Source organism: Acinetobacter sp. NBRC 100985, from assembly GCF_000241225.1.
Classification (GTDB): domain Bacteria; phylum Pseudomonadota; class Gammaproteobacteria; order Pseudomonadales; family Moraxellaceae; genus Acinetobacter; species Acinetobacter venetianus.
This window is the reverse complement of record NZ_BAEB01000001.1, coordinates 58754-73280: the sequence shown is the minus strand read 5'-3', so window position 1 is coordinate 73280 and position 14527 is coordinate 58754. Positions and strand designations below refer to the sequence as shown.

Sequence of the window (14527 nt, the reverse complement as noted above, 5' to 3'; positions counted from 1 at the left end):
AGTTTAAGTTTCCGTAATCTACTTGTCTTTCAATTTTATGATGTTGAATGACCTATTTGTTCCTGCTTTTTAGCACGTACCCAACGTACCATTACAATCACAAGAATAATCACCAAAACCGTAATCACGACTGGCATCACAAATGCCAAAATCGACAATAGGATTGAACCAATCAACTCACCTGTTGCCACCACAAAATTGCCTAATCCACCAGTGGTTGCCGTTGAAAAACCTCGTGCAGCGACCGTACTCATTTGCACCACACCTGCCGTTCCGCCACCTACGATCAGCGCGGCTGCCCACGTCGCAAACTGTGACATTTCCCCACTACTCACTGCCATTGTGGTCAATGTTCCCGCGACAACTGCGGCAGGCGTGGCAATGGTATCTAACAGATTATCCACCCACGGCACATAGTAAGCGGCAATTTCACAGATCGTCGCAAAACCTAAAGCCATACAGACTGAAGGCAATGCTAACCATTCAAAACCTTGTGCGGGTTCGTACCATCCCATCAGTGTTGCAATGCTCATCGCCAATAATGGAACAAACACACGAAAACCACAGGCGGCACTTAATCCTACGCCGATACAGAGTCCTAATATTGTTTCCATAATATACCTGTATTGTTAAAGGTTATTTATACTCTATAAATATTTATTAAATATAAATAAACTCTAGTTTTGTAATAATATTTTCATTAATATACCCTGCTTTAAAATTTTAATATAAGGGGAATGTAATGAAAAAAATATCTGTATTACTAATCGCTCTTGCTTTATCAGCATGTAGCACAACAAATAGCTTAGTTAAAAAAAATGATAATTTTGCTAAAGAAACTAAACAGCAAAGTTATAGAATTGAAACGCCAAACAATCAACAAGAGTTTGAGCAATACTTTACTCAACAGCTAAATAAACAATTAGCAAAAAATAAGATTAAAAATGATTTAACCAGTAATGATACGATTATTACTTATGAATTAGATTTTGACCAAGGCAACCGAGCATTACGTTATTTTGTTGGATTCGGTGCTGGAAAAGCTCAAGCCATTGTAAAAGCTCATTTAATTAACAAAGCAGATGGAAAAGAAATTGCCTCTTTAACAACTGATGCAAGATTATCCATGGGTGTTTTTGGAGGAGATGCAAAAGCAACTCTTGATAATGCAGCAGTAGATATTACTAAGAAAATTGTTGAATCTAATATTTTTGAATAATATAAGAGTTAGTATTTTTAAATTAATAATTTATATTATTTAAACATAAACATTAAAAAGCCCTATCGAGTGACAGGGCTTTCATCAAAACAGTGGGTAACTGTTTGGTGTTTGCGGCTTAGGCATTCTTGCTGTTGAATTGATTGCCAAGGCATTTGGTACACGGAGGTAAACGATCAGTACCAATTTCTAAATAGGTGCGGTGTCCGCATTGAACACAAAAATAGAAGCCAGTTCCAGGTTTTTCGCCAGCAGTTACCATCTTTGTTCTCCATAGATTTTAGAAATGGTTCATATACTATAGCGTGATAGTTTTGATTATTTATTGACCTTTCTGACAAATAATAATGTCGGAAAGGTGAAGATTATTCTAGCTTTGGTTAAATAATCATCATATATTCAATTAATTTCAAGAAAAATAACTTGATAGCATAAGAATAAATGGTCAAGTAAACTTATAAGTGGTCAAATAACTTAGAACAAAACCGATAAGCTCCTCATAAAGAGTCTTATATTCATTTTTTCCTATCGAAGCTCCTAAAATTTCCTGCAAATGTCCTTTAAACCCCATATATAGTCTAGTAATAAGTCTTCGGAGCCATAACAATTAAGTTCAGAGTCAATCCAAGTCTTAAGGTGATTATTTTCTAATCGACAAATCAAAATCTTAGATTTTATGAGGAAATTAGGTATTTATAATTCTAAATATACAGCCCTAATTGTATTTATCTTAATAAAGACATTTTTTCTCGATAAAAACCTCAATCTAAAGCTGAGGTTTTATACAAAAAATGTAAAAATTTTAAATAAATATTGTAAATATCAAAAACTTATCAAGAACATCTAACATAATTTGAAACTATACTACATTGTCTCAATCCCGATGGAGTATTAACTAAGTAGTTATTTACATTTTGTTGTCGATGTATTCCATTTATATTTGGACTAGGTAATGACATAGGAATATATTGATATTGCTGTGTTTGATATGATGAACTCATAGCATAGCCTACTCCTACTACTAACATAGTAACAGCTATCGCTTCTATGGCATTTGCCCATTTCTCTGCTCGTTCTTTGCGAGTTATTTCTAAAGATTCTAAGGCAACATTATAGTCACCTTCTAAATTTTTTGTTTCATTGACAATGTCATAACGCAATTTTTCACACCAATTGGATTTTTCTTCTTTGGAAGTTGTTCGAGTATTTTTATAGAGAGTTTTATATGTTTGATTATATAGTTCTGAATCAACATTCATAACCGTTAATAGTTTTGAAGCTGCAACCCTGTAGTTAATATAGTCTTTGTCCGACGGATTTATATCAAGGCAGTCTTGACTGACAACATCTCGTGCGGCTAGAAATTTTGAATATGGCGCGTAACCATTTACTTTTGTAGTTGCACATCCCGCTATCACTAAAGAGTTAGCAAGGATCGTACAAGTTAAAAATCGCAATTTAGGATAGAATATTTTTTTATCGTTCATACAATTAACCAAAACTGTGGATAAGAAAAAATCTCATCCTAAAATATATTATTAGTACACTTTAACTATCTAAACAATAACTAGACATTAAAGAAACCCCATCATCAAGATAGGGTCTTTTTTAAACAATATCAATTACTTTTAGCTAAAGTATTAAGCCACTTGACCTTCTAAAAAGTCTTGTGCAAAACGCTGTAATACACCACCTGCTTCATAAACAGAAACTTCTTCTTCTGTATCTAAACGGCAAGTTACAGGCACTTCAACAATCTCTTCTTTACCATCTGCTGTGGCGCGCTCAATCACTAAAGTTAACGTCGAACGCGGTGCAATATTACCAATTACGCTATACAGCTCAGTACCATCCAAACCTAATGTTTTACGATTCACACCCGCTTTAAACTCAAGCGGTAAAACACCCATACCCACTAAGTTAGTACGGTGAATACGCTCAAAACCTTCAGCCACAATCGCTTCAACACCTGCAAGACGAACACCTTTCGCTGCCCAGTCACGACTTGAACCCTGACCATAATCCGCACCCGCAACAATGATCAACGGCTGCTTACGGTTCATGTAAGTTTCAATCGCTTCCCACATACGCATCACTTCGCCTTCAGGCTCAACACGCGCTTTTGAACCTTGCTTAATCGTGCCGTCTGAACGAACCACCATTTCATTAAACAATTTCGGGTTGGCAAATGTTGCACGTTGTGCAGTCAAATGGTCACCACGATGCGTCGCATATGAGTTGAAGTCTTCTTCAGGTACGCCCATTTTGTGCAAGTATTCACCTGCCGCCGAATCCATCAAGATTGCATTTGAAGGCGATAAATGGTCAGTCGTGATGTTGTCACCCAAAATTGCAAGCGGACGCATGTTGGTCAAAGTACGTGGTGCAGCCAACGCCCCTTCCCAATACGGCGGACGGCGGATGTAAGTACTTTGCGGACGCCAGTCGTATAACGGACTTTCCGCTTGCTCAAATTCACCAAGGTCAAACATTGGAATGTAGACTTTGCGGAATTGTTCAGGCTTCACCGCTTCTTTGACCAATGCGTCAATTTCAGCATCAGATGGCCAGATATCTTTCAGGTAAATTGGATGACCATCTTTGTCTGTACCCAGTGCATCTTTTTCGATGTCAAAACGAATTGTCCCTGCAATCGCATACGCTACCACAAGTGGAGGCGATGCCAAGAACGCTTGTTTTGCATAAGGATGGATACGACCATCGAAGTTACGGTTACCCGAAAGTACCGCTGTCGCATATAGGTCACGGTCAATGATTTCTTGTTGAATCACTGGATCAAGTGCACCTGACATACCATTACACGTAGTACATGCATACGCCACGATACCAAAACCAAGTTTTTCTAGGTCTTTCAGTACGCCAGCTTCTTCAAGATACAACGCAGCCGCTTTAGAACCCGGTGCAAATGATGATTTCACCCAAGGTTTACGCACTAAGCCAAGTTCATTGGCTTTACGTGCCAATAGACCCGCTGCCACTGTGTTACGTGGGTTTGAGGTATTGGTACAAGAGGTAATCGCTGCAATGATGATCGCGCCATCAGGCATTAAACCATCCGTACGGTTTTCAACCACACCTGCAATACCTTTCTCTTTCAAGTCAGCCGTCGATACGCGTGCATGTGGGTTTGATGGCCCTGCAATGTTACGCGTCACTGTTGAAAGATCGAAACGAAGTACGCGTGGGTACTGCGCTTTGGTCATATCCGATGACCAAAGACCGATTTCTTTCGCATATTGCTCAACCAATGCCACTTGTGCATCTTCACGACCTGTCAGGCGTAAATAATCAATGGTATTTTGATCGATGTAGAACATCGCCGCAGTTGCGCCATATTCAGGTGTCATGTTCGAAATCGTGGCACGGTCGCCCACAGACATGCTGTCAGCACCTTCACCGAAGAACTCGAGATAGCCACCCACCACACGCTCTTTACGTAAGAACTCCGTGAGTGCCAATACGATATCGGTTGCCGTGATGCCCGCTTGACGCTGACCCACAAACTCAACCCCAATAATGTCTGGCAGACGCATCCAAGATGCGCGACCCAACATCACGTTTTCAGCTTCTAAGCCACCCACGCCCACAGAAATTACGCCCAAGGCATCAGTATGCGGGGTATGTGAATCTGTACCGACACAGGTATCTGGGTAAGCTACACCATCACGCGCCTGAATCACTGGAGACATTTTCTCCAAGTTGATTTGGTGCATAATGCCGTTACCCGCAGGGATTACATCGACATTTTTAAATGCAGTTTTAGTCCACTCAATAAAGTGGAAACGGTCTTCATTGCGACGATCTTCGACTGCACGGTTTTTCTCAAACGCATCAGGATCAAAACCACCGTATTCCACTGCCAAAGAGTGATCGACGATCAACTGTGTCGGAACTACTGGGTTCACTTTGGAAGGATCACCACCTTTGTCAGCAATCGCATCACGCAGACCTGCAAGGTCAACCAGTGCTGTTTGACCTAAGATGTCATGGCACACAACACGCGCAGGATACCAAGGAAAATCCATATCCTGACGACGTTCAATCAATTGCTTTAAATAATCAGTTAAGTTTTCTGCATCAGCTTTACGTACAAGCTGCTCTGCCAACACTTTAGAGGTGTATGGCAAGGTCTCGTATGCGCCTGGCTGAATATCTTCAACGGCTTGACGCACGTCATAGTATTCGAGCTGGGTACCTGCCAGCGGTTTACGGTATTGATTTGACATTAACCACGCTCCGCCAATGGTTTGAATTCTAAGTTTTCAGGGCCAGTATAGTTCGCGCTTGGACGAATGATCTTGCCGTCTTGACGTTGTTCAATCACGTGCGCTGACCAACCTGCTGTACGTGCAATCACGAATAATGGTGTGAACATAGCTGTTGGAACACCCATTAAGTGATAGCTCACCGCACTGAACCAGTCGAGGTTCGGGAACATGTTCTTCACTTCTTTCATCACTGCTTCTAAACGCTCAGCGATCAGATACATCTTGGTATTTTCTTGTGCTTCAGCAAGTTCACGCGCCACTTTCTTGATCACTTCGTTACGTGGATCAGAAACGGTATAGACAGGATGACCAAAACCGATCACAACTTCTTTTTTCTCTACACGGCTACGGATGTCTGCTTCTGCTTCGTCTGCGTTGTCATAACGTTGTTGAATCACGAATGCAACTTCGTTAGCACCACCATGTTTTGGACCACGCAACGCACCAATACCACCTGTAATTGCTGAGTACATGTCTGAACCTGTACCTGCAACAACACGTGAAGTAAATGTAGAAGCGTTGAATTCATGCTCTGCATACAGAATCAAAGAGGTATGCATCGCTTGAATCCATTCTTCAGATGGCGCTTCGCCATGAAGTAAATGGAGGAAATGCGCAGCGATTGAGTCATCATTGGTTTCCACTTCGATACGACGACCGTTATTGCTGAAGTGATACCAATACAACAACATTGAACCCAAGCTTGCCATTAATTTGTCAGCGATGTCTTTTGCGCCTGCTTCATTGTGGTCTTCATGTTCAGGTGTTAAACAACCGAGAACTGATACACCTGTACGCATGACGTCCATTGGGTGTGCAGATGGAGGTAACTGCTCAAGTGCAGTTTTTAATGCTGCTGGTAAGCCACGAAGTGCTTTAAGTTTTGCTTTATACGCTTTCAACTCAGCTTTGTTTGGCAGTTTGCCATGTACAAGCAAATGTGCAACTTCTTCAAATTCACTACCCACTGCAAGGTCAAGAATATCGTAACCACGGTAGTGCAAGTCATTACCACTACGACCTACGGTACAAAGTGCCGTATTACCTGCAACTTGACCACTTAATGCAACTGATTTTTTTGGCTTGAAGCCTGTTGGAGTTTCATTACTGCTCATAAGATTGTCCTTTTCTGTTCTTTCTATGTGAATTATGAGTTCTAAAATCCCTCCCTAGCCCTCCCTTTCCAAAGGGAGATTTAGGGGGATTTCTTATTTTGCTTTTTCAAATGATGCGTCAAGATACTGTTCAAACGCGTGATAGTTAATGCGTTCATACAATTCTTGACGGGTTTGCATAGTGTCGACTACGTTCTTCTGTGTGCCTTCTTTACGCAACGTCTCATAGACATTTTCTGCTGCTTTGTTCATCGCACGGAATGCTGAGAGTGGGTACAACGCAATGCTCACATCCGCAGAAGCCAATTCTTCAGTCGTAAACAATGGTGTAGAACCAAATTCTGTGATATTCGCTAATACTGGCACTTTGGTGAGATCAGCAAATTGCTTGTACATCGCTAATTCAGTGATTGCTTCAGGGAACAACATATCCGCACCTGCTTCAATATATGCCCCTGCACGATCAATCGCAGCTTGTAAACCTTCTACCGCTAAAGCATCGGTACGCGCCATGATCACAAAATTTTCATCAGTACGTGCATCCACTGCCGCTTTGATACGATCCACCATTTCTTGTTGTGTGACGATTGCTTTATTTGGACGATGACCACAACGTTTTGCACCGACTTGGTCTTCGATGTGCATTGCTGCTGCACCGAACTTAATCATTGATTTAGTGGTACGTGCGATATTAAATGCTGAAGCTCCAAAACCAGTATCCACATCAACCAATAACGGTAGGTCACACACATCGGTAATACGGCGTACATCCGTCAATACATCATCAAGGTTGCTAATACCCAAATCAGGTAAGCCCAACGAACCAGCAGCCACACCACCACCAGACAAATAAATTGCTTTATAGCCTGCACGTTTTGCTAACAATGCATGATTGGCGTTAATCGCACCGACCACTTGTAATGGTTTTTCATTTGCGACCGCGTCGCGGAATAGCTGACCAGCAGATTTAGCCATGTTGATGTTCTCCTTGAGTTTGCAGCAATGTTTGCTCAACAATTTTGTAGGATGCATTGATGTGACGGTGCATCAGCATTTCAGCCAATTCACCATCACCCTCAGCGATCGCATCTAATATGCGGATATGTTCGTCCCAAGCTTTACTTGGTCGATCTGGGGTATTTGAAAATTGAATTCGATACATTCGGATGAGGTGATAAAGCTCATCACATAACATTTTTTCTAAGGTTTTATTGCCACTGCTTTTGATAATGCAGTAATGGAAATCGTCTTGGCCTTCTTGCAAGTAATAACCCTTACCTGCTTTAAAGTTTTCATCTTCGGCATGCATACGCAATACATCACGTAAGGCTAGAATTTGTTTTTTATCAATATGCTGTGCAGCGAGTTTACAAGCTAGACCTTCTAAGGATGCACGCACTTGGTACAGTTCTTTAAATTGTTGTAGTGACAATGAAACAACACGTGCACCGACATGGGCGGTACGCTCAACCAGTTTTTGACCTTCGAGACGATGGATCGCCTCACGTAGCGGGCCACGGCTAATGCCATAAATACGTGCTAACTCAGGCTCAGAAATCTTACTGCCCGCAGGAATTTGTCCTAATACTATCGCCGATTGAATTTGCTTAAATACATGTTCCGTCAGGGTCATTCCCTGACTTGTGCTGATGGCTTGAGGAACAAGGGTATCTTGCATATTGTCGACAATCTCTACAGTTTTTGATGATTTTATAACGGGATAATAGAAATAATGCAATAGGATTGTCGACAATAAAACAGACTTCCTCAGTCAACCCTATAATCTAGATACAACGTTTACAACACCCGACAAATAAAGAAAAAATAAATAATTTAATTACATAACAATGAGTTAGTAGCATGAATTTTTTATTCTTTGATTTAGGTTATTCCGTTTTTTGACTCTGACTAGGCTTTATCCTAAGACCATGGTATGACAGCTTGATTGTAGACAATCTCTATAATTGATCCATTTACCATGAAATTTGTAAGTAAATACTGCACTAGATGTAAATAACAGCGTGCTTCATCATCGCTTTATTGGTACATTATTGGGCATCTGGAGCAACGCTCCTCAAGACACATCCATGCACCTTGTTGAATAAAAGGACATTGTTAATGTTTCAACATATCCCACCTTATGCAGGCGATCCAATCCTCTCTTTAATGGAACAGTTTAATGCTGATTCTCGCGCTGAAAAGGTTAACCTGAGTATTGGTTTGTACTATAACGAAGACAGTATCGTTCCTCAGCTTGATACCATTATCGAAGCTCAAAAACGTATTGCGCCTAAAAATGATAAAACCAAACTTTATCTCCCAATGGAAGGCTTCAAACCATACCGTGATGCGATTCAAGCATTATTGTTTGGTGCAAATAGCCCAGCAATTCAACAAGGTCGTGTTGCTACCATTCAAACTTTGGGTGGTTCAGGTGCATTAAAAGTCGGTGCAGATTTCTTAAAAACTTATTTCCCAAATTCAGAAGTTTGGGTGAGCCAACCAACGTGGGATAATCACGTTGCGATCTTCAACGGTGCAGGCATCAAGAGCAACTTCTATCCATATTTTGATGCCGAGACACGTGGTGTTGATTTTGACGGTATGTTGTCAACATTAAAAACTTTGCCAGAGCAAAGCATCGTGTTATTACACCCTTGCTGCCACAACCCGACAGGCGCGGATTTAAATCCAGCACAATGGGATCAAGTGATTGCAGTATTAAAAGAGCGTAACCTGATTCCATTCCTCGACATTGCTTATCAAGGCTTTGGCGATGGTATGGAACAAGATGCTTATGCAATCCGTGCTTTAGACCAAGCGGGCTTGAACTTTATTGTCAGCAACTCGTTCTCTAAAATTTTCTCACTGTATGGTGAGCGCGTTGGTGGTTTAACCTTCGTATGTGATGATGCTGAAGCCGCAAAATGCACATTCGGCCAGTTAAAAGCAACAGTACGTCGTATCTACTCTAGCCCACCAACAACAGGTGCATGGTTGGTTGATCAAGTACTCAATGACGCCGATCTCAACCAACAATGGCAGGGCGAAGTCAAAGAGATGCGTGAGCGTATTATTAAAATGCGTAGCATCTTAAAAGATGAGTTGACTAAAGCCTTACCTGATCGTGACTTTAGCTATCTTGTGAATCAAAAAGGGATGTTTAGCTATACAGGTTTAACGGCTGAACAAGTCGATACATTACGTGAAGAATATGCGATCTACTTAGTTCGTAGTGGTCGTATTTGTGTGGCTGGTTTAAACATGAACAATGTTTATAAAGTTGCCAAAGCAATGGCTGAAGTTCTAGCAAAGTCAGCTTAAAATCCCTCTAAATCTCCCTTTTAAAAGGGAGACTTTATGGATCAAAAAAGGTTGTTTCACGTGAAACAACCTTTTTTGTTTTCACTGCCTTATTAAGCCCAAGCTCTTATCCTTAATTTAAATCCAGACCTTGCTTGCTACCGTAGTAGTCCGGTATGAATACCGACTGGTTGGACTGCCTTGCGCTACTTTCAAAGCAGTGCTTTGAAATTGTTCAGGATGTGCTGTCAGTCCATGAGCAGCGACTAAAGCTGCGCAAGGTTTTTTGTTACTTTTGCCTCCCTAAAAGTCAGGCAATGCCTATACAAAAATAATTTGCTACTCACAGTCAATTAGGCTGTTCCTTTTTATTCTTAAACAAGTAAACATGAGCATATCTATCAAATTTGATCTTCATTAGACGCATATATGTGAGTGTTCAACTCCCCCATCTCTTTGTATACTGCAAGGCATTCACACACAACAGCACTTTTCAAAATGACTCAACTGACTTGCTTCAAAGCGTATGATATTCGCGGAAAATTAGGTACAGAACTGAACGAAGAAATCGCCTATAACATTGGTCGTGCCTATGGGCAAATCTACCAACCTAAAAAATCGTCATTGGCTGCGACATTCGTTTAAGCAGCGAAGGATTAAAACAAGCAACTATTCGCGGTTTAAATGATGCGGGTGTGAATGTCCTTGATTTAGGTATGACAGGCACTGAAGAAGTTTATTTCGGCGCTTTCCATCTTGATGTACAAGGTGGCATTGAAGTGACGGCTAGCCATAATCCAATGGACTACAATGGCATGAAATTGGTTCGTGAAAATGCACGCCCAATCAGTGCAGAAACTGGTTTAAAAGACATTCAAACCCTTGCAGAATCAGGCAATTTTGCAGACGTTGAGCATAAAGGTTCGACTGAAAACTATAATATCTTGCCTGAATTCGTTGATCATTTACTGACTTATATTGATCCGCAAAAAATTAAACCACTCAAACTTGTGGTGAATGCGGGTAATGGTGCGGCAGGTCATGTGATTGATGCGATTGAACAAAAGTTCCAACAGCTCGATATTCCTGTTGAGTTTATCAAAATTCATCATGAAGCCGATGGAACTTTCCCTAATGGAATTCCGAATCCAATTTTAATTGAAAACCGAGATAGCACCCGCGATGCTGTGCTTGCGCACAATGCAGATATGGGCATTGCATGGGATGGCGATTTTGATCGCTGCTTCTTATTTGATGAGAAAGGTCAATTCATCGAAGGCTATTACATTGTTGGCTTACTGGCACAAGCATTCTTGATCAAACAATCTGGCGAAAAAATTGTGCATGACCCACGCCTAGTTTGGAATACCTTTGATATCGTAGAACAATACCAAGGTATCGCTGTTCAATCCAAATCAGGACATGCTTTTATTAAAGATGTAATGCGCGAACACAATGCAGTATACGGCGGTGAAATGAGTGCACATCACTATTTCCGTGATTTTGCTTATTGCGATAGTGGCATGATTCCTTGGTTACTGGCCATTGCCCTTCTCTCAGAAACAGGACAATCGCTTTCGTCATTAGTTGAAAATATGATTGCGAAGTTCCCATGTAGCGGTGAAATCAACTTTAAAGTTGCAGACACACAAGCAACAGTACAAAAGATTTTTGATCATTATGCCGACCAAAATCCACAAGTAGACCGTACAGATGGTGTCAGTCTCGATTTTGGCGCATGGCGTTTAAACGTACGTGCATCGAATACTGAGCCATTGCTTCGACTGAATATCGAAAGTCGCGCAGACAAAAATCCAAAACCAATGCAACATTATGTCGATGAATTAACGAGATTGATTCAAGGTTAATGCCCGAATAAAAAAGGAGCAATTTGCTCCTTTTTTGTTTTAAATGGTTCAGTTATAACCATTTGGATTCTGTTTTTGCCAATTCCAACTGTCAGCCAACATATCTTCCAAAGAATATTGCGGTTTCCAACCTAGTTCCTGCTCTGCACGAGTTGCATCTGCATAAAAAGCCGCTAAATCACCCGCTCTACGTTCTACAAATGCTGTGGGGATTTCTACGCCATTGACCTTTTCAAAAGTTTCTTTGATTTGCAAGACAGAAATAGGCACACCTGTACCAATATTCCATGCTCGGCAGCCAGTTTGCTTTAATCGATTGATGACTGCAAATACATGTGCCTTCGCCAAATCAACGACATGGATGAAGTCTCTTTCACAAGTTCCATCCTTAGTCGGATAGTCATTACCAAAAATGGCGAGCTTTTCAAGACGCCCCACTGCAACTTGTGTGACATACGGCATTAAATTATTAGGAACACCTTGAGGATCTTCACCAATTTGCCCACTTTTATGCGCACCAACAGGGTTGAAATAACGAAGTAAGGCAATTGACCATCTGACATCCGCTTGTGCTACTTTCTCTAGCATCTGTTCAATCACTAACTTAGTATAGCCATAGTTATTACTAGGCATTCCTGTCATCATCGTCTCTGTCAACGGTGAAATATTTATTTCATCATAAACTGTAGCGGATGAACTAAAAATCAATCTAAATACACTAGCTTTCTCCATCGCTTTGATCAACTGAATACTACCCATAATATTATGATCAAAATAAGTCAATGGAATCAGTTGGCTTTCTCCAACCGCTTTTAAACCAGCAAAATGAATCACAGCATCAATTTGATAGTCATGAAATACCTGATCTAATTCATGCTGATTTCGAATATCGCCCTTAATAAAAACCAAACTCTCGTTAGTCAGTACTTGTACTCGTCTCAAAGACTCTTCAGAGCTATTCGACAAGTTATCAAATGCGATCACCTCATGTCCTGCATTCAACAACTCAATACAAGTATGCGAACCGATATAACCCGCACCACCAGTAACTAAAATCCTAGCCATTGGTTTTCCCTAATAAGATTTTAAGTAAGCCTTGAGTTGATGCATCGAATGTAGATAAATCTTCTTGTTCACAATTAAGAATAGGTAGCAATTGATTGGCAATTTCTTTGCCCTTTTCAACACCCCATTGGTCAAAAGGATTAATGTTCCATAACACCGACTGTACAAAAACTTTATGTTCGTAAGTCGCAATCAACATTCCCAAACTATAGGGATTGAGCTCTTTTAATAAAATCGTTGAACTTGGCTGATTGCCTTCATATTGTTTGTAAGTAGGTAAACCTTCAATTGCATCAGTTGTTAATGCTTGATTACCGAACGCTAATAAACGCGACTGAGCTAAGCAGTTTGATAATGCCAAATGATGTTGCTCAATCAAAGCTTCTGCATTTTCAGCATAAGTAAATTGATTTGCATTGTATCGTTTAACTGGTGCGATAAAATCACAACTGACTTTATGAGTGCCTTGATGAAGGAGCTGATAAAAAGCATGTTGTGCATTCGGCCCGACCTCTCCCCAAACAATTGGACAAGTCGCGGAATCAACTTTTTCACCACTTCTTTGCGTTGACTTACCATTCGACTCCATTTCCAGCTGCTGCAAATAAGCAGCAAAATATTTGAGCCGCCCATCATAAGGGAGTACTGCATGTGTTTGAATATCTAGAAAATTATTATTCCAAACACCTAACAACCCAATTAAAACAGGAATATTTTGAGCAAACGGTGCCGTTTGAAAATGCTGATCAATGGCATATGCACCTGACAACAATTGTTTGAAACCATCGATACCCACAGTTAATGCGATCGGTAAACCAATGCATGACCAAAGTGAATATCGACCGCCGACCCAATCCCAAAGTAATAACTGATTTTCTGGTGCAATACCCCACTCAGACATCTTATCCGGTTTGGTTGATACACCAATAAAGTGATGCTTCAGCACATGACTATTTTTACCTAAAGCTTTTTCTAACCATTGACGTACAGTTTGTGCATTCGACAGCGTATCAATCGTACCAAAGGACTTCGATGAAATAATAAATAAGGTTGTTTCTGGTCGAAGTTGATGCAGCAAGTCAGAGAGCTGACTACCATCCATCGTCGATACAAAATGAACATCTAAAGGCTTAGCAGTTGCAACTTTAAAATCCGAAAGCGCATGTGTGACCATCAATGGACCAAGATCAGAGCCACCGACCCCAATATTCACCACATCCTGAATTACTTCACCTGTTGCACCACGATATTGGCCTGCATGAATTTTCTCAACTAAGCTATACATCCGCTCTAATTGAGTATGAACTTGTGCCGTAACGTCAGGAAGTACTTGCTGATTTTGCTCAGGCACACGTAAAGCCCAATGCATTGCTGCACGTTGCTCAGTATAGTTAATCTCTTCAAGAGAAAATAATCTTTTGATCCATTGCGTTAAGTCTTGAGCATGGGCTAAATCAACAAGTCCATTTAAAACATTTTGATCAATACGATGCTTACTGAAATCTAAGACGATTTGCTCTTGTTCGACTGAAAAGCGCTCGAAGCGCCCTGAATCATCTGAGAAAAATTGATTCAAGTGCGTGTCTTGGGTTTGCATTTTAAGGTTGCACAACGCTGAAAGTGCTTGTTGCTGGCTTTTAACTATCAAAGGCTGCTTATAATTCATTA

At 40.7% G+C, this 14527-nt stretch carries 11 protein-coding genes and 1 pseudogene; 3 read left to right on the top strand and 9 right to left on the bottom strand.

The annotated features are described in order from the left end of the window. Positions 1-35 precede the first annotated feature (35 nt). Positions 36-614, bottom strand: coding sequence for a DUF4126 domain-containing protein (locus ACT4_RS00340; RefSeq protein ID WP_007478283.1), 579 nt, complete (start codon positions 612-614; stop codon positions 36-38). Positions 615-742: 128 nt separating this feature from the next. Between ACT4_RS00340 and ACT4_RS00335 the strand changes: the two genes are divergently transcribed. Further along, positions 743-1219 (top strand): DUF4410 domain-containing protein, encoded by a 477-nt coding sequence (locus tag ACT4_RS00335; protein WP_007478281.1) that lies wholly within the window; start codon positions 743-745, stop codon positions 1217-1219. Positions 1220-1337: 118 nt separating this feature from the next. On the opposite strand, the gene ACT4_RS16840 is transcribed toward ACT4_RS00335, so the two are convergent. From ACT4_RS16840 to ACT4_RS00310, 6 genes are all read right to left on the bottom strand, one after another. Further along, positions 1338-1481, bottom strand: coding sequence for a zinc ribbon-containing protein (locus tag ACT4_RS16840; protein ID WP_004637424.1), 144 nt, complete (start codon positions 1479-1481; stop codon positions 1338-1340). 571 nt (positions 1482-2052) lie between these two features. Then, positions 2053-2706, bottom strand: a complete 654-nt coding sequence (locus ACT4_RS00330) for a hypothetical protein (protein WP_007478251.1) — start codon at positions 2704-2706, stop codon at positions 2053-2055. 153 nt (positions 2707-2859) lie between these two features. Next, on the bottom strand, positions 2860-5466 hold the full coding sequence (acnD, locus tag ACT4_RS00325; protein WP_007478249.1) for a Fe/S-dependent 2-methylisocitrate dehydratase AcnD: 2607 nt from the start codon (positions 5464-5466) through the stop codon (positions 2860-2862). Next, complete coding sequence (gene prpC, locus ACT4_RS00320; protein ID WP_007478247.1) at positions 5466-6623, bottom strand: 2-methylcitrate synthase; 1158 nt, start codon at positions 6621-6623, stop codon at positions 5466-5468. Before prpC ends, acnD begins: the two co-directional genes overlap by 1 nt. A 93-nt stretch (positions 6624-6716) precedes the next feature. Beyond that, the gene (prpB, locus tag ACT4_RS00315; RefSeq protein WP_004882090.1) at positions 6717-7598 is read right to left on the bottom strand and encodes a methylisocitrate lyase; all 882 of its coding nucleotides are present in this window, start codon (positions 7596-7598) and stop codon (positions 6717-6719) included. Further along, entirely contained in the window at positions 7591-8301 is a 711-nt protein-coding gene (locus ACT4_RS00310; RefSeq protein WP_007478243.1) for a GntR family transcriptional regulator, read from the bottom strand. Before ACT4_RS00310 ends, prpB begins: the two co-directional genes overlap by 8 nt. Positions 8302-8741: 440 nt before the next feature. On the opposite strand from ACT4_RS00310, the gene ACT4_RS00305 reads away from it, so the two are divergent. Continuing rightward, complete coding sequence (locus tag ACT4_RS00305; RefSeq protein WP_007478241.1) at positions 8742-9947, top strand: amino acid aminotransferase; 1206 nt, start codon at positions 8742-8744, stop codon at positions 9945-9947. A 477-nt stretch (positions 9948-10424) separates the two neighbouring features. Then, positions 10425-11794, top strand: a pseudogene (locus tag ACT4_RS00300) (phosphomannomutase CpsG). A 48-nt stretch (positions 11795-11842) separates the two neighbouring features. On the opposite strand, the gene galE reads toward ACT4_RS00300, so the two are convergent. Both galE and pgi read right to left on the bottom strand, forming a co-directional pair. Further along, positions 11843-12859: a UDP-glucose 4-epimerase GalE gene (gene galE / locus ACT4_RS00295; RefSeq protein WP_007478235.1), complete on the bottom strand. Its 1017-nt coding sequence runs from the start codon at positions 12857-12859 to the stop codon at positions 11843-11845. Beyond that, the gene (pgi, locus tag ACT4_RS00290; protein WP_007478233.1) at positions 12852-14525 is read right to left on the bottom strand and encodes a glucose-6-phosphate isomerase; all 1674 of its coding nucleotides are present in this window, start codon (positions 14523-14525) and stop codon (positions 12852-12854) included. Before pgi ends, galE begins: the two co-directional genes overlap by 8 nt. Positions 14526-14527 lie beyond the last annotated feature (2 nt).